The sequence below is a fragment of the Acinetobacter sp. 742879 genome (assembly GCF_000588535.1).
Taxonomy (GTDB): domain Bacteria; phylum Pseudomonadota; class Gammaproteobacteria; order Pseudomonadales; family Moraxellaceae; genus Acinetobacter; species Acinetobacter pittii.
In genome coordinates this window covers 1-18265 of the sequence record NZ_JFYC01000029.1, presented here as the reverse complement: position 1 = coordinate 18265, position 18265 = coordinate 1, and the positions used below count along the sequence as shown (strand labels likewise).

The window sequence follows — 18265 nt, the reverse complement described above, 5'->3', positions numbered from 1 at the left end:
GGAATGATCTGACCCCATAAAGTTGGACAGTTAGTTAAGCAGTTTTTAAAAACTGGTTTCTATATTGTACAGGGGATAAACCTTGTAGCTTCACCTTGATTCTCTCATGATTATAATAATGAATGTACTCTCGTATAGTTTTCTCTAACTCATCAGTTGATTGAAATTTTTCACCATGAAAGCACTCCGATTTTAATATTCCAAAGAAGCTTTCTATTACAGCATTATCTAAGCAATTTCCTTTACGAGACATACTTTGAATTAAACCATGTTGCTTTAATTGCTGTTGATAATGAGCCATTTGATATTGCCATCCTTGATCTGAATGGAGAATTGGTTTCTCATGTCGCTTAAGTTTAGCTAAAGCATGAATGAGCATATCTTTCACTAACTCATAATTGAGTTTACGTTGGATCCGGAAGGTAATAATTTCCCCATTAAATAAATCTATAATTGGTGATAGATAAAGTTTTTCACCGTTAACATTAAATTCCGTCACATCAGTTGCCCATTTCTGGTTGGGACGGTTCGCTTTAAATTGCCGTTGCATAATGTTATCGGCCACCATCCCGACACAACCACTTTTATATGAGCGATATTTTAGTGCTCTGATACGTGATTTAAGTCCCATAGTTTTCATAAGACGATATACACATTTATGGTTGATTATTATTCCTGTACTTTTCAGAGCAAGAGTAATTCTACGATAGCCATAGCATCCCTTATGCTTGTGATATATGGACTTGATCTGCTGTTTTAACTCAGTATATTTATCCTTAGAGCGTACAGCTTTCATGTGATAGAAATAAGTACTACGAGCGATCTTGGCAATACTGAGTAAGAGCTTTAATGGATAAATTTGCCTTAATTCTGAAATAACTTGAACACTGTCTGCAGTAGAAATTGAATTTAGGTACGTTGCTTCAGTTTTAAGGCTTTTAGCTTTTTTAAAAAGGCAACCTCTGCTCGTAAAGCGGTCACTTCATCAATGAGCTCCTGCTGAGATTTATCTTTGTCATCTTTTACAGACTTGGTTATTTTAGTTTTATCTTGTTTAAGCATATTGGTATAAATCCTCGTGGTATTAAACCCAGCAATCCCTTCTTTATGATACTGAGCTAGCCACCTTCTTAAAATTGACGTCCCGCTCAGATTTAACCGTCTTCTAACTTCTCTTACCGGTATCTTATCAAGAAGCATTTGTACAGCCTTGATTTTAAATTCGGAAGAGTAGTAGGTTTTTTTAGTTTTAACATTCAGGCCATCTTCACCTTGTGCCTTATAGTTTTCAATCCATAAGCGGATGGTTTGGAGATCTACATTAAATTCTTGTGAAAGGATTTTATATCCTTTACTTCCCTCTAAATAAGCTTGAATGACTTTTAATTTTAACTCTTTTGAATGCTTCGGAATTGGCATAGAGCACACCTCATAAGTTTTAAAAGTCTAACTTATGGGGTGCAGTTCAGAACGGGAGGGGGACACCTTCGGGTGTGCTGGGTTTTTTCGGCCAGTCTGCGAACCCCCTTTCGTTCTGCCACCATAATTATATAAATGTCTGGCAGAACTCCCAATAAAAAGGAGTTGGTTTTGCACATTCATAATTTCTTGGCAGCGACTGCCAAAAGCTATAACGACACAACTTAAAAATTTAAAGCAGCTTGATGACCTTTAGGGTTTTCAGGCTTTAAGTCATTACGGCTCAAAAAAACTTGAATTAACTATAAAACTTGAGATGTGCCAAGCACAGTCTTTATGGCTTTGCTATGCCTTTTTTCTCCCAAAAAGTATCTCGTTTATATACAAAAAATTTATTTTAAAGCGGTAAAACTATGCCAAATTTAGTTCTCTCAACACGTGCGATCCAAATCATTAATACATCGATTCATTTGTTTCATCATCACGGATTTCACACAGTGGGCATCGACCGAATCGTGAAAGAGTCTCACACTCCAAAAGCAACTTTTTATAACTACTTTCATTCTAAAGAGCGATTTATTGAAATCTGTTTGATCGTGCAAAAAGAACGCTTAAAAGAAAAAGTGGATGCAATTGTTGAGTACGATCAAAGTACAAACGTGAAGGATAAACTTAAGAAACTTTATTTCTTACATAGCGATGTAGAAGGGCCGTACTATTTATTATTTAAAGCAATTTTTGAAACGAAACTCACCTACCCAAAAGCCTATATCACCGCAGTGAGATATAGAACATGGCTCATCAATGAAATTTATAGCCAGCTTAGAGCACTTAAAAACGATGCAACTTTTCAGGATGCCAAATTATTTTTATATATGATCGAAGGCGCAATTATTCAGCTTTTAAGTTCGGATGTGGCAATTGAGCGGGAAAAGGTGTTGGATTGTTTTTTGGCGGGGTTGGTTTGTGGCTAATGAAAACCAATAGCTCTATGAGATCGAAAAGTCCTAAGCTATAAAGCTTCAGTAATAGATTGAAAATGTTGTTTTAACGTGTTTAAGAAAAGCTGAACCTTTTTTGGAATTTTTGATCCATAGGGCGTGGTAGCATAAAAATGAAGTTTTGTAGAAAATATGTCTTGAGAGCAATTAATAATCGCTCCCTCATCTTCATATTTTTTAGCCAAAAAATCAGGAATATATAAAATGCCCTTGTTTTTCTTACATAGATCTAAAAGTATTTCTATATTGTTGCAGATTAGTTGAGGGGGCGAATTAATAGTTTTATTTTCTAAGTCGGCTCTTGAATATAAGAATATATTGTGTTTTCTTAATTCTTCTATACTTTTAGGTTTTCCATATTTGTTTAAAAAGGCAGCTGTTACATAGAAGTTTCTTTTATAGCTATTTAGAATAAAAATATTTTCTTCTCTAACTTCCTCTTCAATTTTTAAAATAATGTCGAATTTATGTTCATTTATTTCCGATGTTTTTTCAGAAAATAATAAATCAATCTCGATATTAGGATATTGAATTAAGAAATTAGAAATAATATCTGAAAAGCAAGTTTGAATAAAAGCATGTGGAGCACTAATTTTTAATATGCCCTCTGGGTACTTTTGATCATAGATGAAGTCATTGGCAGCCAAATCTAATTCTTTAACAATAGCTTTACAGCGCTGATAAAACTTCTCTCCTGAGCGGGTGAGGTCCATCTTTCGGGTGTTGCGCGTAAACAATGATGTACTGAATAAACTTTCTAGATAAAAAATTCTTTTAGAGACTTGATCTCGAGTAATACCTAAATTTCTAGAGGCATTACTAAAATTTCCATTCTCTACGACACTAATGAAAGTATAAATACAGTCTAGTTTATCCATTAAATTTTGAAAGGCTAACTTGGCGTGTCGCTAAACTATATTATCATCTTTTACTTATCAATCATTGTATCTTTTGAGGATACAGTTTGTATTTAAATAGGTATCTAGTAGTTTACGTTTATTTTTGATTTTATATATATTGTCTTTTATTTGGATTTACTCGGTGGTTTATAAAAATATATAGGTAGTATTTTAAAATTAAAAAATTTTATCTGGCTTTAAAAAATTATTTTTAAGAGACTGGTTTTATATTAAATACATCGTTTTATTAATACTGCGATGGGTGTTTATAAATGATTAGAAATAAAGAATATCAATGAGGTAAAGAAATGAGTGGCTTGATTAATAATAATCCAGTATGGGTTAAAAAGATTTTATCAATTCATGGATTGCTTCCACTTCTTCGAGTTGCATTAGTTTCAGCCTATTTGGTTGGTGGAATTAATAAGTTCATCGGTTTTCATGCGGCTATTGAGGAGCAAGCAAGTTTTGGTTTGCAACCGGCTTGGCTCTGGGCAGCCGCAGCGATTGTGATTGAAATTGTGGGTTCGCTCTTGGTTATTTTTAATCGTTTTGTCTGGTTAGGAGCAGGGGCTTTAGGCTGCTTAACCGCAATAGCGATGCTAGTTGCCAACGACTTTTGGAATCATACAGGTCCTGCATTTTTTAGTACGTTTAATAGTTTTTTCGAACACCTCGGTCTTATCGCTGCTCTGGTGATGGTCACTATTCTTTCTAATCAACAACCAAACAAACAATAAGCTACAGCATCTAATTCTAATAGGAGTCTTTTATGCGTAAATCATTATCAGCTTTGCTTTTAAGCACAATGCTAGTGGGCACCAATGTTGCCATTGTTCCTCAGGTTTTAGCCAAGACAACAACGAGTGTAAAAAGTGAAGCACCCGGCGTAGCTCCTCAATACGATACAACACATGTGTATGTTAACCCCGAAGACTTCGATAAATTTACCGATAGCTTAGTGGCAACATTTGGGGGAACTAAATCTAAACAAGGCATTTTTCAGGTCACTCCAACACCAAGCCAGACCATTTCCCAACTTGTATTGACCCCAGTAGGAACATTGTCTGTATTCGGTTTTAAAACTCCAGTCCCACATCCTTTTGGCTTGGAAAGAACAGGCTATTTAGTCAAAGATATGGATGCGGCAGTGCAGTCTGCTAAAGCAAATGGCGCTGATGTCATTGTTGAGACATTTCCAGATCCGATCGGGCGTGATTCAGTCATTCAATGGCCGGGTGGCGTGAATATGCAACTTTATTGGCACACCACTAAACCGAGCTATAACAAACTAGAAACTGTGCCAGAAAATCGTATTTATATTTCAAAACAAAGTGCGGATTCTTTTGTTAAAAAATTCGTCAATTTCTCACACGGTAAAGTGGTTTCAGACAACCCTAAAGCGGCTGGGGTAGAAATTGGACGTCCAAATGAAACCTATAGACGTATTCGCGTGGAATCTGATTTCGGCAAAATGACAGTGTTGGTTACCGATGGTCATCTTCCTTACCCATATGGGCATGATATGACGGGTTATGAAGTCAAAAACTTATCTGAGACTTTAGATAAAGCGACAAAATCTGGTGCGACAGTCTTGGTGAATGCCTATAAAACAGATGGTCGAGAAGCCGCGATGGTACAGTTCCCGGGTGGTTATATTGCTGAAATTCATGCCGCTACAAAGTAATTTATTGCCTTAATGATTGATAAAACAACACTCATATTGCTTAAGGGCAATGTGGGTGTAAACGACTAAGTCTTTGCAATGATCTATTGATTACCGTGGAAAACTAGATGGCCCAGCATATTTCTAAAGATAGAAAATATCGAATTAAGTGCTCAGAAACTTACCGTAAAATAATTAAAATAAGTTTATTGCTGACGGGGAGTTTATTTTTTTATGAAGTTACTCATGCGGAAAATGAAGCTTCAAATACAAATGCATGTCCAACTCGTCCAAAAATCTCAACGAATCGCTGGCAGGAAAATTGGGATGTTTTAAAAAATCCATGTGTGCCAAAGAAAATAGGTGATGATTTTAAATATATACCTTTTGGCGATAATAATTATTTATCACTAGGGGCAAATATTCGCGAGCGTTTTGAAGTCAATAATAATGCGAGATTTGGTAGCGAAAATAATCAAGCCGATCGCTATTTAATTCAAAGATTACAAGTTCATGCCGATGCACGTATAGGTGATCATTTACAATTATTTACTCAGCTCAGTGATGCGCGAGCGTTTGATAAAAAGAATATTAGCAGTACCGATCAAAATAGACTTGATATAGAACAAGCCTTTATTGCGTGGGTGAGTCCTTTAAATAATGGAACTTTTAAGTTTAGAGTTGGGCGTCAAGAGATGGCTTTTGACTTGCAGCGCTTTATTTCGAATCGCGAAGGGCCAAACGTTAGACAAGCTTTTGATGGTATTTGGTCTGGTTATGAATATGGCGATTGGAGAGTTTTAGGCTATCTCACTAGACCTGTTCAGATTGAAAAAGATTCAACTTTTAATGACCACTCGAAAAGCGATTTAAGTTTTAGCGGCTTCCGTGTAGATAAACAAAATGTGTGGGGAGGCGAGTTATCTGGTTATTACTCTCGTTATGAACGCGATAACGCATCTTTTACAAGCGTTAAGGGAAATGAGATTCGAGACTTATATGATGCTCGTCATATGGGTAAAAAGAATAATATTGATTGGGATGTTGAAGGTATGCTTCAGCGTGGAAAGATTGGTGGACAAACTATTCAGGCATGGGGACTCAGTAGCATTACGGGATATACGTTTGCTGAACAAGCTTGGTCACCACGTTTAGGCGTCCAGTTTGATATAGCCACAGGCGATAAAAGCGCCAACGATAATGAACTCAATACTTTTAACCAGCTCTTTGCAAACGGCTCATATTTTACTTTGGCGGGTTATAGTGGCTACAGCAATATCATTCACATCAAACCATCTCTTACACTTAAGCCTTCCGATAAACTCACCCTATTAACCGCATTAGGTTTTCAATGGCGTGAAACCACCAATGATGCAGTTTATTTCCAAGGCAATAACAGCATGGCGAACACAGCAGGACAAGGTTCAAGCTGGACGGGAGCATATATTCAACTAAGAGCAGATCAAAAAATAAATTCTAATCTGTCTGTTGCTGCCGAAGGAGTACACTTTGAAGTCGGAGACACGATTAAGAGAGCTGGAGGTAAAGACTCAAATTATCTGGGTGTTGAACTTAAATATGGATGGTAAATCGAGAAGAGAAAAAATATGGGCACAGATTTAAAGCAAACAAAAATTGGCTATTATCAAAATCTAGATATTGAACTGGTGACTTGGGACTGCACCTCGGCTGAGGTTGAACTTTCCTGTGCTTGTATTTTTGAACATGAAATGAATAACCGTTCTTTTTCTGGCGGTTTAGCACATTTAGATGAAGCACTAAATGGAAGGTTAAATGAAATACGGAAAAATAATTGGTTCAGTGCGAAATTGAACGATACTCTTTTAATAAATCAAACGCCATCGACCATACAAGCCTCTAAAGTTTTACTGATAGGAATGGGCGCTCCAGAAGAGTTTACGTTAGAGAGAATCAAGACCGCGATAAAAACTGTTGTAAAGACAACGCATCAACTGGAACTGAAAAGTGTGGCATTTGCCCCTAGTATTTTAGATACAGGTCTGAATCCTCCCTCTGGTTTAAATGAAGTAATGCTGCAAGCTCTCAAAGAGGAACTAGACCGACATCATCAGCTTCATTTGCAAAATTTAGTCAAAAAATCTGAAATTGAAAGATGGGTTTTTGATGCGGGTTTTCAAAATTATGATGCGAAGGCCGAGCAATATATAAAGTCTTTTTCTAAAATTTTTTATAGCTAATATTTCAACTTATCAAAAAACAACTTGTTTATTAAACATGACTCATATAATAAATGGGAACACAACAAGCATCTCTATAGCTTGATCTAGGAGGTCGCTATTTGAAATTATTTATTATTATATTCATAGTCATTTTTTCTAGTATTGGACTCATTTGTTTAATCGCACTACTCAGAAATTTAAAAAATTATTCACCCTCTGGTGAGCATGATCATTCATCTGCTTCAACACATCATTTTCACGATAATAGTCCGAGTCATCATCATAGCTCTAGTTACTCAAATGACTGTTCATCATCATCTTCAGATTCAGGAGGATGTGATGGCGGTGGTGGGGGAGATTAAAAAAAGCCCTTTTATGCAAAGGGCTTTTGATGATTTAAGGTAAATCGAACCAGATAAATTGACTGTCTTCAGTTGCGTGAATTGTCGCTTTATCTTCAAAAACTAAAGCATCGCCTGCTTTAACTTCTTGATCGCCAATGCGAACTACACCTGAAATCACGTGCACATAGTTCACTTTTTTAACTGTATCAACCGTTAACTCATGTCCTTTTTCCAATACGGCAGATTTTACTTCTGCATTTTGGCGAATATGCATTGGTGCATTTGCATCAGGACCTGCAATTAAATGCCATTTGTTTGGATCTTTACGTGGGTCAAGATTAATTTGCTGGTAATTTGGCTCTGCATCTCTTTCATCAGGAATAATCCAGATTTGTAGTAAATGTACAGGCGTATCAGTGTTGTTGATTTCACTGTGGGCAACACCTGTGCCGGCACTCATAAGTTGCCATTCACCCGCTTTAATCTGGCCTTCATTTCCCATGGTGTCGCGATGTGAAATCGCACCATCTAGCACACAAGTTAAGATTTCCATGTTGTCATGGGAGTGTGTACCAAAACCATTATGCGCATCAATCTGGTCGTCATTAATTACACGTAGAGCGCTTACACCCATATATTTAGGGTCGTACCAGCTACCAAATGAAAAGCTATGATAAGACTCTAACCAGCCTGCTTTTACATGCCCTCGATCTTCACTACGATGTAGATAAGCATTCATGATCTAATCTCCCAAATTTTTATTTATCTCTTGAGAAATATAGTAATGTTCTATGTGGGGCTAAAAAATAGGTTAACTGCAACATGTCGTTGCATAATTGATATGGTCGTATAGTTTTATATTTATAGATGTATGTTGACCCATAAAAAAACCTGCACAAAGCAGGTTTTATTCAAATGATTGCTGATCCTAATTCGCTAGATCAAGGTCATCATATTCATTCAACGTCTTACCTTGCTGAATATGTTTTTGATAATGTTGAGCACGGAGTATGTCTAGTTCTGAACTTGATACGCCATCTCTCCAATAGCCAGCAATACGCACGTCATTTTTATTAAACTGTTTGTCTTCTAGAAAAAACTGGCGTAAAGCTCTGGCTTCTTTGCGTTCGCAAGCCGCCCAAATCGTAATGTTGTCATAAGTTTTTAGTGCAAATGCTGCTTTTAAAAGAAGACCTTTTTGTGGCGTGTGATGTTCTTTATGGAACGAATGAATTTTGACGTGGTCATGACGGGGTAATTGGGTAGCAATATCTTTTTCAAAACTTTCAATAAAAATATCAGCACTTACGCCATTTTCCCATTCATTCAATATTGAATATAACGCAGGTACAGCCGTATCGTCGGCAAACATGACCACATGTTTTTTATGTATGAAATTGGGAATGAAATGAGGGCGGGGGCCAATAAGCCCGATTTTTGTACCCACTTGAGCCGAATTAAGCCATTCCATTGCTGGGCTTAAATCTTCATGTTTAACAAAATCAATTTCGATTTGAGCGTTTATAGGGTTGAACGAACGGACCGTATAGACGCGTGAGATGGGTTGACCCTCTGGCGGATTGCTCACAATTAACCGAATTGCCAAATTAGGAGCTTGCCAAAGCTCTGGCTGTAATGTGTTGATTTTTCCTTGAATTCTTACAATGGACGGATACGGCGTATGGATGGAGACGATGGTCATCTCAAGCTGTTCCATATCTTGTAAATGGTCTTTTTCTTTTAGTAAGTCGCCATATTCTTGTTTCGATTTTTCTGCAATTTTTGTCATACATATAACCCAAGCTTCATGATTACTATAGAGCGTAATAATTGATATAGATGTAGTCTCTCTATTCATTACGATAACCAAGTTGGCTCTAAATGTAAATAATAATCATTATTAATTGTGGTTTTTAGATCATAAATATAGACCTCTAAACAATTAGACCTAAGGTTGAAAATTATCTTATTGTTTTGATATTTATTATTTTTTATAAAGTGCTTTTAAAGGAGGAAAATTGATATTTCTCACAATATTAATTGTAAATGATTATCATTTGTATTATTGTGCTGGGATATCTATTATTCGAACAAACAGCGATAAAGACGACATTTTTATAACTTTGTTTTGAATATTAGGTGGGGTGGTATTGCATAAAGAATAGGGTGAGGACCAAGATAAATGCTAAAAGATTTGAGTCAAAATTTAGGGCAAATGAATGATAAAAATAACAACGTAGAAAATTTCTTAAAGCGAATTTATGAAAATATTTTTGATCAAAATTCCCATCGAACAGCAATTATTTTTGAAGACCTTAGCATTAGTTATGCTGAGGTAGGGACTCAGGTCGCCAAAGTCATGTATGCGCTAAAAAAGCAAGATTTGGCGACAGGGTCTGTGGTTGCAATTTGCCTGAGAAAAAGTCCTGAGCATATTTATACAGCCTTGGCATGTGCGCTCACAGGCATCATTTGGTTACCTGTAGATATGGATTCACCGCCGTCGAGACTGAACTATTTATTGACGAATAGTCGGGCAGATGTTGTGGTGAGTAACTCATCCATTGCAGGTGTGCAAACACTAAATATTAACGAAATTTTATCGGCTACAACTGAGTATGAACCGAGCTTTAATGCCGAAATTAACCGACTTCCGGCATATTATTTATATACTTCGGGAAGTACAGGGACTCCGAAATGTGTGGTCTTAAATAACCAAGCGACAGAAAACACGCTACAACAGACGATCTCGGAATGGGAAATTACTGCTGACGATGTGATTATGGCGGTAACACCGTTTCATCATGATATGTCGGTATTTGATGTATTTGCTGCAATGACAGTGGGCGCAACTTTGGTAGTGCCATCTTTTGAGCAAAGTAAAGATGCTGTTGTCTGGGCCAATTTAGTAGATCGCTACAAGGTTACGCTTTGGAGCAGTGTGCCTGCTATTGTCGATATGCTGTTCAGTGTAGCTCAAAAAGAACAACTACAGTCTTTGCGTTTAATTGCCCAAGGCGGCGACTATATTAAACCTTCACTCATTTCGAAGTTAAGAGAACAATTGCCTAACGCTCGTTTATTTTCATTAGGTGGGCCTACTGAAACCACAATTTGGAGTATATGGCATGAAATAAATGAGCAAGATCAGGAAATTATTCCGTATGGAAAAGCTTTAGAAAATAACTGTTATTTTATTTTGGATGAAAATCTGAAGCCTTGCCAAATGGGCGAGGTCGGTACCATGTATATGTCCGGTCTGAATTTATCAAATGGTTATTTACTTGATGGGGAAATTAATTATAAAGATTTCGTTGATATTCAAGTGAATGAAAATGAAACTCAAACTGCTTTTCGCATGAGTGACCAAGGATATTTTAGGGAAGATGGAAATATTATTTTTGCTGGACGTGAGGAAGGTTATTTAAAAATAAAAGGTGTGAGAATCTCTGCGGCCGAGGTTGAAAATGCTTTAACGAAGAATCCGTATATTCATAACTGTGTGGTGGTAAGTTGTGTACATCCAACGACTGAAACTCAAGAGTTAGTCGCTGTTTATACTCTAGAAAATAAATACAAAACTACTCGCTTAAATAGCCCCGAATTAAAGAACTTTTTAAAAGTGCATTTGCCGAGTTCGCATATTCCTTCGAAATATTTGAGCATTGAAAACATACCTCTGACTCGAAATGGAAAAATTGATCGTAAAGCTGTGCAAGAAATCGCTCAGGGGAAAATTTACGTATCTTCTACGTTGTCTACAAATTCCACTAAAACACTGTCATCAGTCGCTGGGGTGGGAGATTCGGTGTTATCGGTTTTCCGTGAATGCATAGCTGACAGCCAAGCTGAAAGAATGGATATTTTTTATAGAAGTGAAATATTAGCGATAGGAATTCGTCCGAAACAACTCATGAGTATTGCTCAGAAACTTTCTCAGAAGCTCAATACAGAAATTGATTTTTATACACTCATTAGCTGCAAAACAATTCAGGATGTGGTGAATAAAGTAGAGCAGCAAATAAAATAGAAAAATTGAAATGTGCTTAAAAGCAGAGTCGAGATGTTTGCTTTTAAGCACATGGTTGGTTTTAGGGCAACTAGATTTGAGCTAAGGTTGCCTTAATTTTTTCACAGATACTTTCCACTGTTGCAGTCGGGAAGCGATGGGCTTGATACGTAATGATCATGCTTAACTGATGTTGTCCATCAATCACATTTTCCATAATTTCAAAATGTAATCCGAACATCGATTCATCACGTTCGGGCAAGATCTGGCGATAAGGAAAGTCTTGTCCCTGAGGTGTTTTGAGCGCGCCGTTTAAAGCGTTATTTGAATGGATATGAATAAACACATCAAATAACAGTCCTTCATCGGCGCTCATCCCTAACGCATTTTGAATATGGTTGATGGGAATATCTGCATAGGCCATCGAGGTATTAATCATCGTGCTGATATTGTGGAGCAATGATTGGAATGAATCTGATGGGCTAAATTGTGTGCGATGCGCAACCATGGTCGTAAAGTAACCCACCGTATCAAAAAATTCAGGATCAGTTCGTCCAGATGCAGAAGTACCAATCACAATATCTTTTAAATTACCTTGTTGCTGTAACGCATTGGCGATTGCAGTATAGAGAACAGCAAAAATAGAAGAACTGTGTTGTCTCGAAAATGCGAGGAGCTTTTCATACATTTCTGGTGCAAATTTAAGTTCGAGCCATTGAACTGGAGGTTTTTCCTTTTCAGCATTTAATTCATTTTGCGAAACTGGGAGGTGTAAACCTTTGGTTGCCCCTCTTAATAGGTTAGTCCAATAATTTAGATGGTCTTGGTTGATGCCTTGCTTTTGCTGGAGTAAAGAAAAATCAAGAATAGATTGGGCAGGTGTCTTCCAGCTTGGTGCTTGAGCATTTGAACGAGCAAGATAAGCATGTGCAAGGTCAGCCATAATGGTATTTAAAGACCATTCATCAATCACCATGTGGTGAACTAAAAACGATAGAGTTTGGCGACCTTTGGCATTTCGAATTAAACGAATTCTTAAGGGAAGTTCACGGGTTAAATCAAATTTATATGAAGCTTCACTGGCAAGCGTTGCATCTTTACTTTCGGCACTGTTCCAAAACCATTTGAATTGTTGAAGTTCAGACGTAGGAACCACCTGTTGATAGGTTTGACCATTGGCGCTATTAAAAATTGTGCGTAAACCTGCATGGCGCTCAACAATATCTGTAAAGGCTTGAAAGAAAATATCTTCATTAATTTCTTCAAGGAATTCTACGGCAAATGGCAAATTATAAATTGGGCTAAAATCGAACGCAGAATAAGCTTGCCACAGGAAATCTTGAGCTAAAGTAAGTGGGGCTTTATCGACACTTTGTAAGGTGGATTTTTCAGTTTTTGCAGATTTAACGAAAGCATATTGGGCTAAATCAGCAGCAGATGGAGATTTAAAGAAATCATTAAATTGAATCTCAATTCCATGTTTATTGAGTAGATTTCCAATAATTCGTGTTGCTAATAGTGAATGGCCGCCAAAATCAAAAAAGTCATCATGTTGGCTCATTTCGGGTTCAGCGAGGGTATTTCGGAACTCTTCTAAAATAATTTCTGAAACATAAGTTTGGTTATGTTGTTCTGGCGCTTTTGCGAAACTTGTATCTAGATGATGTGAGATATCAATTTCCGTCAGTACCAATTGCATATTATTGGGTGAATATTGTTGATAACGATTTTGTATGTCCTGAATGAAATCTGACTTTTGATAGCTTTCATCAAGAATAGGATGGAGCGCTAAAATAAGAAAATAGTTTTGTTCAGTTTCTACGAGACTTGTAAAAAAAGGTGGATGAAATTCTGCATTCCATGATTGCGCTTTTAAGGTAGCTACCTGCTCAAATACTTGTTCTGTATTGCTCTTTTTTAATTCTAGGCAAGCTGAATGATCATCAAATGGATATTTGTATAAATCGCCTTCGTCACTAAATGTATAGCGGACATTTAAGTCAGGCGTAGTTTTAATAATGTCTTGAATTGCTTTAATCAGCAGTTGAATATCTAAACCTTGATTAACTTTCCACAGATTAAAACGTCGATTAACTTGTTCAGGCTGCTGTAATTGCAACATCCAGATATGTTCTTCGTAATCAGTAACCGAAAGGAGAGAGGGCGATTTGGAAAATTGTTCCAACATAAATGAATCCTGGTTTATCAAATGGCTATTTTCATCAATTTTTATTTCGCAAATTTTTTACATTAGATTAAATTTCATATAATTCATAATGTTATAGATTTGCTTGTTTGCAAAAATTGACCTTTTTCTAATGAGTTGATGTCCACCTGAACTGTACTGATGTAACAGTAGGGTTACATTTTACCTTTAAACATACTATAATTGATTCTCATTTACATCAAGATTATTATTTGCAAGAAGATGGTGCCAATTGAGAATGACGAATTTTTAAAATAGAAAATAAATAATAAGTAATTGATTAATATTTATTTAATTCGAAATTGGTTCGGCAAAAATAATTTAAAGATGAAAAAAACGATCCTAAGAATAGGGCTGTGATTTTGCCTATTCAAAAGGAACTGATTCTGTTGTCTCGATAAAATTGAGGAATTTTCATGAGAATATTCAATCATGAAAGGTTAATAAGCCCATCAAATGTTGAACAAATTTTCCCTCGCTTTAGTTTGATGGGACTAAATTTGCAATTTGTATCGGCTTTATTACGCTCAAGTGGGGCACGCCACTGATGCGATTTAGCTTATTCTGTATTTTTATCCTTTTATGTATTTGCTCGTTATTGCTCGGAGCTGAGCAAATACAGTGGTCTACCTTATTTTCTTTTTCTCATGAGAGTTGGCTCACTCTTACAGCCAGCCGTATCCCTCGTTTGATTACCATTGTGCTCACCGGTATTGGGTTGGCGGTATGTGGTGTCATCTTGCAGCATATTGTGCGTAACAAGTTTGTTGAACCGGAAACGTCGGGCGGTTTAGATGCTGCCAAACTGGGAATTTTAGTGTCGTTAACTTTAGTTCCGGTAACCAGCACGCTGAGTAAGATGATATTTGCGATCATTTTTTGCTTTATTGCCAGCTTAATTTATATCGCAATTATCCGTCGGATCCGTTTTAGAAATACGGTTTTAGTACCGGTTATTGGCTTGATGTACGGCAGTGTACTGAGTGCCTTAGCTGAGTTTTATGCATATCGCTTTAATATTTTACAAAGTATGCAAGGGTGGCTTTTAGGAGATTTTTCAAAAATTGTCCAAGGTCACTATGAAGTTATTTACATTATTTTTCCGATTGTTGTCCTGACTTATCTTTTCGCACATCGCTTTACCGTGATTGGTATGGGTGAAGAGATGGCTTCTAGCTTGGGACTTAGTTATGCAGCTATAGCCGCCATTGGTTTAATACTGGTTGCCATTACAGTTTCGACCACAGTAATTACGGTTGGTGCTATTCCTTTTGTCGGGCTCGTGGTCCCCAATTTGGTCGCACTGAAATACGGAGAAAACTTAGCTAAAACCTTGCCCATTGTGGCTTTGGGTGGGGCGTCTCTATTACTGGTTTGCGACATTCTTGGTCGCTCAATCATTTATCCATTTGAAGTGCCAATTGGACTTACCGCAGGTGGTGTGGGGGGAATTATTTTCCTCATCCTCATTTTGAGGGAGTTCAGATAATGCGTATTACAAAGCTATTGACGATTTATCTGATTGTCATCTGCCTAGCAATAAGTTTTTTATTTTTAAACTCAGGACTAGATTTTGATTACGTCATTCCTAATCGACTTCTGCGTCTTGCTACGATTGTGATAGCTGGTATTTGCGTTGCTTTTTCCTCGATTGTTTTTCAGACACTGGTCGGTAATCGTATTTTGACTCCCTCAATTATGGGCTATGAAGCGATTTATCTCTTATGGCAAGTTTTGTTGTTGTTTTTTTGGGGAACACATGGATTAAGTCAGTTAGGGGTAAACGGCAATTTCTTTATCTCTATCGTTTTAATGCTGCTTTATTCGTGGGTAATCCATAAGTGGTTATTGCCATATGGCAGAAATGATGTCTTTCTCCTGTTGCTTTTAGGTTTAGTCCTTACGATGGTCGTCGGGACGGTTACTCAATTTATTCAACTCAAAATTAATCCTGGTGAATTTTCTGTTTTTCAAGGCCTTAGCTATGCTTCTTTTAATCGCTCTCAACCAGAAACTTTATTTTATGCCAGCTTAGCTGTAGTCATTGTTCTATTCCTTGGTAGAAAAGCACTCCCTGTTCTGGATGTTCTGGTTTTAGGACGTGAGCAAGCCATTTCATTAGGCATTCATCATCACCGTTATGTCAGTTTCTATTTAGCCCTGATCGCTATTTTGGTTGCGGTATCTACCAGCCTGATTGGCCCGACAGTATTTATGGGCGTATTCATTGCCAACATTACTTATGCACTAGCAAGAAGTTATAAGCATAAATTAACGCTGCCCATGGGCTGTGCCATCACGATTGCCATATTTATTGCTGCTCAAATTTTAGTTGAGCACGTTTTTAATTACAAAACGACCGTCAGCATTTTGGTCAATCTGGTATGTGGCATTTATTTCCTTGCGCTGACGGTTCGTACCCGAGGTGTTGCATGATTCATGTCAAGAATATCAATAAGTCATATGGAAATAAGCCAGTACTGACTGACGTAAATGTTGGGTTTCCTACAGGTCAGGTGACGTCACTCATTGGTCCAAATGGAGCCGGAAAGTCGACTTTGCTCATGATGATGGCACGTTTAATAGAGCCAGATAAAGGCGAGATTTTTCTTAATTATCAAAATATTGCGGATATTAAAACCGCTGTTTACGCCAAGCATGTCGCGACTTTACGTCAAGCACCTGGCTTTAATTTGCGTTTAACCGTAGAAGAGCTGGTTTCATTTGGACGCTTTCCCTATAGCCGTGGTGTTTTAACCGAGCAAGATCGTCAGGTGGTTGATGAGGCGATTGAGTTTCTTTCTTTAGAGCCGCTGCGCAAATCTTACATAGATGAAATTAGTGGTGGTCAAAGGCAAATGGCCTTTTTGGCGATGACGATCGCACAGCAAACAGACGTACTTTTATTAGACGAACCCTTAAATAACCTTGATATGAAACATGCCGTTCAAATTATGCGCGCACTCAGGCGCTTATGTGATGAACAAGGGCGCACAGTGATTTTAGTTATTCATGACATCAATTTTGCCACGAATTATTCGGACCATATTGTCGCGCTGAAGAACGGCAAGCTTCATTTCAGTGGGTTAACCGAACAAGTGATTACAGAGGCGCAATTAAATGATCTGTACGAGCTTGATTTTGAAATTACATACAGTGAGCGTGGCTGTATGTGTAATTACTTCAACTCATCTGGAGCTTGAATACATATGAACTGGAAGAAAAAGTATGGGGGAGTAGCCCTCATCATAGCGGCAGCTGTCACTCTACAAGCATGTGATCAAAAAGTTGCAGATACCACTCAAGCTTCTCAGAAGCTAGCAGAACCGATTACGGTGAAACATGCGCTTGGGACTACGGTGATAGATCATTTACCGCAACGCGTTGCCGTACTTGATATGAATGAAGCTGACTTTTTAGATCAACTGAATGTCCCGATTATGGGAATGCCAAAAGATTATGTTCCACACTTTTTGGAAAAATATAAAAAAGATGCACAAATTCAGGATTTGGGTGCAATTGTACAGCCCAATATGGAACGGTTATATGCATTAAAACCAGACTTGATTTTGATGACGCCATTACACGTTAATCAGTATCAGGAACTGTCAAAAATTGCCCCGACCATTCATTACGATATTAATTTCAACAATAGCGAGAGTAATCATATTGGTCTGGTTAAAGACCATATGATGACCTTAGGAAAAATATTTAATAAAGAAGATTTAGCCCGCCAGAAAGTTTCTGAACTTGATGAACGGGTGAAGCAAGTAAAAGCCGTAACGGCCAATCGCCCAGAAAGAGCGTTAGTCGTTCTTCATAACAATGGGGCATTTAGTAATTTTGGTATTCAGTCACGCTATGGCTTTATTTTTAATGCTTTTGGAGTAAAGCCTGCAAGTGGTGTGATGGATACAAGTCTACATGGACAACCAATTTCGAGTGAATTCATCAAAAAAGCGGACCCAGATATTCTCTATATCGTGGACCGAACTGCTGTGATGGAACATCGCTCAAAAATTAATGCCGCCAGTGTTGAAAATCCATTATTACGTCAAACCAAAGCGTGGAAAAACGGTCGTGTCATTTTTGTCGATGCTGATGCCTGGTATACCACGGCTGCAAGCCCAACCTCGCTCAAAATAGTGATGGAAGATGTGAAAAAAGGCTATCAATAAATTTTTAGGCACATCACTTAATCAAATTTTACAGCATAAATTTTCACTATTTTGCTTTGTATTTTAAGCAGATAGTTAATAAAAAATGAATCACAACATTAAAGGTCTTTCAATGAACAACGTTAGCGATAACCGTAATTTTAAAAGTGGGAATGATCAAAGAATTAATCACCGTTCTTTTGTATTAAATGGTATTGCATCTGCACAAATGGCCCTTCGATTAGGCTATGCATTAGGCACTGTATTTGTTCTATGTGCATCAAATACCTATGCTGCTGTTATTGATAATTCAACAAAAACTCTAGAACAACAAAATGCTCAAACAAATGTAGCAGCTTTACC

At 37.3% G+C, this 18265-nt stretch carries 17 protein-coding genes and 1 pseudogene; 12 read left to right on the top strand and 6 right to left on the bottom strand.

Annotated features, from left to right (window positions below; genetic code table 11):
- Positions 1-34 precede the first annotated feature (34 nt).
- Positions 35-877: an IS3 family transposase gene (locus J690_RS24870; protein WP_230445321.1), complete on the bottom strand. Its 843-nt coding sequence runs from the start codon at positions 875-877 to the stop codon at positions 35-37.
- 32 nt (positions 878-909) lie between these two features.
- Positions 910-1419, bottom strand: coding sequence for a helix-turn-helix domain-containing protein (locus J690_RS24865; RefSeq protein ID WP_002120495.1), 510 nt, complete (start codon positions 1417-1419; stop codon positions 910-912).
- Positions 1420-1832: 413 nt separating this feature from the next.
- On the opposite strand from J690_RS24865, the gene J690_RS23240 reads away from it, so the two are divergent.
- Positions 1833-2393 (top strand): TetR/AcrR family transcriptional regulator, encoded by a 561-nt coding sequence (locus J690_RS23240; protein WP_032038773.1) that lies wholly within the window; start codon positions 1833-1835, stop codon positions 2391-2393.
- 38 nt (positions 2394-2431) lie between these two features.
- On the opposite strand, the gene J690_RS23235 is transcribed toward J690_RS23240, so the two are convergent.
- On the bottom strand, positions 2432-3298 hold the full coding sequence (locus J690_RS23235) for a LysR family transcriptional regulator (protein ID WP_032038772.1): 867 nt from the start codon (positions 3296-3298) through the stop codon (positions 2432-2434).
- 329 nt (positions 3299-3627) lie between these two features.
- Between J690_RS23235 and J690_RS23230 the strand changes: the two genes are divergently transcribed.
- From J690_RS23230 to J690_RS24775, 5 genes are all read left to right on the top strand, one after another.
- On the top strand, positions 3628-4059 hold the full coding sequence (locus J690_RS23230; protein WP_032038770.1) for a DoxX family protein: 432 nt from the start codon (positions 3628-3630) through the stop codon (positions 4057-4059).
- 32 nt (positions 4060-4091) lie between these two features.
- Positions 4092-5006, top strand: coding sequence for a hypothetical protein (locus tag J690_RS23225; RefSeq protein WP_032038768.1), 915 nt, complete (start codon positions 4092-4094; stop codon positions 5004-5006).
- Positions 5007-5113: 107 nt separating this feature from the next.
- Positions 5114-6574, top strand: a complete 1461-nt coding sequence (locus tag J690_RS23220; RefSeq protein ID WP_032038766.1) for an alginate export family protein — start codon at positions 5114-5116, stop codon at positions 6572-6574.
- Between the two features lie 18 nt (positions 6575-6592).
- Complete coding sequence (locus tag J690_RS23215) at positions 6593-7204, top strand: M17 family peptidase N-terminal domain-containing protein (protein WP_032038764.1); 612 nt, start codon at positions 6593-6595, stop codon at positions 7202-7204.
- Between the two features lie 101 nt (positions 7205-7305).
- Complete coding sequence (locus tag J690_RS24775) at positions 7306-7548, top strand: hypothetical protein (protein ID WP_079748461.1); 243 nt, start codon at positions 7306-7308, stop codon at positions 7546-7548.
- Between the two features lie 34 nt (positions 7549-7582).
- Here the strand turns inward: J690_RS24775 and J690_RS23210 are convergent, their stop codons facing one another.
- Together J690_RS23210 and J690_RS23205 are read right to left on the bottom strand one after the other, a co-directional pair.
- Positions 7583-8269, bottom strand: a complete 687-nt coding sequence (locus J690_RS23210) for a pirin family protein (RefSeq protein ID WP_005068005.1) — start codon at positions 8267-8269, stop codon at positions 7583-7585.
- A 189-nt stretch (positions 8270-8458) separates the two neighbouring features.
- Positions 8459-9319 (bottom strand): siderophore-interacting protein, encoded by an 861-nt coding sequence (locus J690_RS23205; RefSeq protein WP_032038759.1) that lies wholly within the window; start codon positions 9317-9319, stop codon positions 8459-8461.
- Positions 9320-9712: 393 nt separating this feature from the next.
- Here J690_RS23205 and J690_RS23200 point away from each other — a divergent pair, with 393 nt between their 5' ends.
- Entirely contained in the window at positions 9713-11560 is a 1848-nt protein-coding gene (locus J690_RS23200) for an AMP-binding protein (RefSeq protein ID WP_032038756.1), read from the top strand.
- 70 nt (positions 11561-11630) lie between these two features.
- On the opposite strand, the gene basB is transcribed toward J690_RS23200, so the two are convergent.
- On the bottom strand, positions 11631-13661 hold the full coding sequence (gene basB / locus J690_RS23195) for an acinetobactin non-ribosomal peptide synthetase subunit BasB (protein WP_081405304.1): 2031 nt from the start codon (positions 13659-13661) through the stop codon (positions 11631-11633).
- 631 nt (positions 13662-14292) lie between these two features.
- Between basB and bauD the strand changes: the two genes are divergently transcribed.
- The 5 genes and pseudogenes from bauD to J690_RS23170 all read left to right on the top strand — a co-directional run.
- Positions 14293-15234, top strand: a complete 942-nt coding sequence (bauD, locus tag J690_RS23190; protein ID WP_032038751.1) for a ferric acinetobactin ABC transporter permease subunit BauD — start codon at positions 14293-14295, stop codon at positions 15232-15234.
- Positions 15234-16181, top strand: a complete 948-nt coding sequence (bauC, locus tag J690_RS23185; protein ID WP_032038748.1) for a ferric acinetobactin ABC transporter permease subunit BauC — start codon at positions 15234-15236, stop codon at positions 16179-16181. The genes bauD and bauC overlap by 1 nt, the downstream gene beginning before the upstream one ends.
- Positions 16178-16948, top strand: coding sequence for a ferric acinetobactin ABC transporter ATP-binding protein BauE (gene bauE, locus J690_RS23180; protein WP_032038745.1), 771 nt, complete (start codon positions 16178-16180; stop codon positions 16946-16948). Before bauC ends, bauE begins: the two co-directional genes overlap by 4 nt.
- A 6-nt stretch (positions 16949-16954) precedes the next feature.
- Positions 16955-17923, top strand: coding sequence for a siderophore-binding periplasmic lipoprotein BauB (gene bauB, locus J690_RS23175; RefSeq protein ID WP_032038742.1), 969 nt, complete (start codon positions 16955-16957; stop codon positions 17921-17923).
- An 85-nt stretch (positions 17924-18008) separates the two neighbouring features.
- A pseudogene (locus J690_RS23170) lies at positions 18009-18265 on the top strand (TonB-dependent siderophore receptor); the annotation flags it as partial.

Excerpts from the sequence above, each read along its gene's own strand:
- bauC (WP_032038748.1), top strand. The coding sequence starts at position 15,234 with ATGCGTATTACAAAGCTATTGACGATTTATCTGATTGTCATCTGCCTA.
- J690_RS23210 (WP_005068005.1), bottom strand. The coding sequence starts at position 8,269 with ATGAATGCTTATCTACATCGTAGTGAAGATCGAGGGCATGTAAAAGCA.
- J690_RS24865 (WP_002120495.1), bottom strand. The coding sequence starts at position 1,419 with ATGCCAATTCCGAAGCATTCAAAAGAGTTAAAATTAAAAGTCATTCAA.
- J690_RS23215 (WP_032038764.1), top strand. The coding sequence starts at position 6,593 with ATGGGCACAGATTTAAAGCAAACAAAAATTGGCTATTATCAAAATCTA.
- J690_RS23225 (WP_032038768.1), top strand. The coding sequence starts at position 4,092 with ATGCGTAAATCATTATCAGCTTTGCTTTTAAGCACAATGCTAGTGGGC.
- J690_RS23235 (WP_032038772.1), bottom strand. The coding sequence starts at position 3,298 with ATGGATAAACTAGACTGTATTTATACTTTCATTAGTGTCGTAGAGAAT.
- bauE (WP_032038745.1), top strand. The coding sequence starts at position 16,178 with ATGATTCATGTCAAGAATATCAATAAGTCATATGGAAATAAGCCAGTA.
- J690_RS23230 (WP_032038770.1), top strand. The coding sequence starts at position 3,628 with ATGAGTGGCTTGATTAATAATAATCCAGTATGGGTTAAAAAGATTTTA.
- bauB (WP_032038742.1), top strand. The coding sequence starts at position 16,955 with ATGAACTGGAAGAAAAAGTATGGGGGAGTAGCCCTCATCATAGCGGCA.
- basB (WP_081405304.1), bottom strand. The coding sequence starts at position 13,661 with ATGTTGCAATTACAGCAGCCTGAACAAGTTAATCGACGTTTTAATCTG.
- J690_RS23200 (WP_032038756.1), top strand. The coding sequence starts at position 9,713 with ATGCTAAAAGATTTGAGTCAAAATTTAGGGCAAATGAATGATAAAAAT.
- bauD (WP_032038751.1), top strand. The coding sequence starts at position 14,293 with ATGCGATTTAGCTTATTCTGTATTTTTATCCTTTTATGTATTTGCTCG.
- J690_RS23205 (WP_032038759.1), bottom strand. The coding sequence starts at position 9,319 with ATGACAAAAATTGCAGAAAAATCGAAACAAGAATATGGCGACTTACTA.
- J690_RS23240 (WP_032038773.1), top strand. The coding sequence starts at position 1,833 with ATGCCAAATTTAGTTCTCTCAACACGTGCGATCCAAATCATTAATACA.
- J690_RS23220 (WP_032038766.1), top strand. The coding sequence starts at position 5,114 with ATGGCCCAGCATATTTCTAAAGATAGAAAATATCGAATTAAGTGCTCA.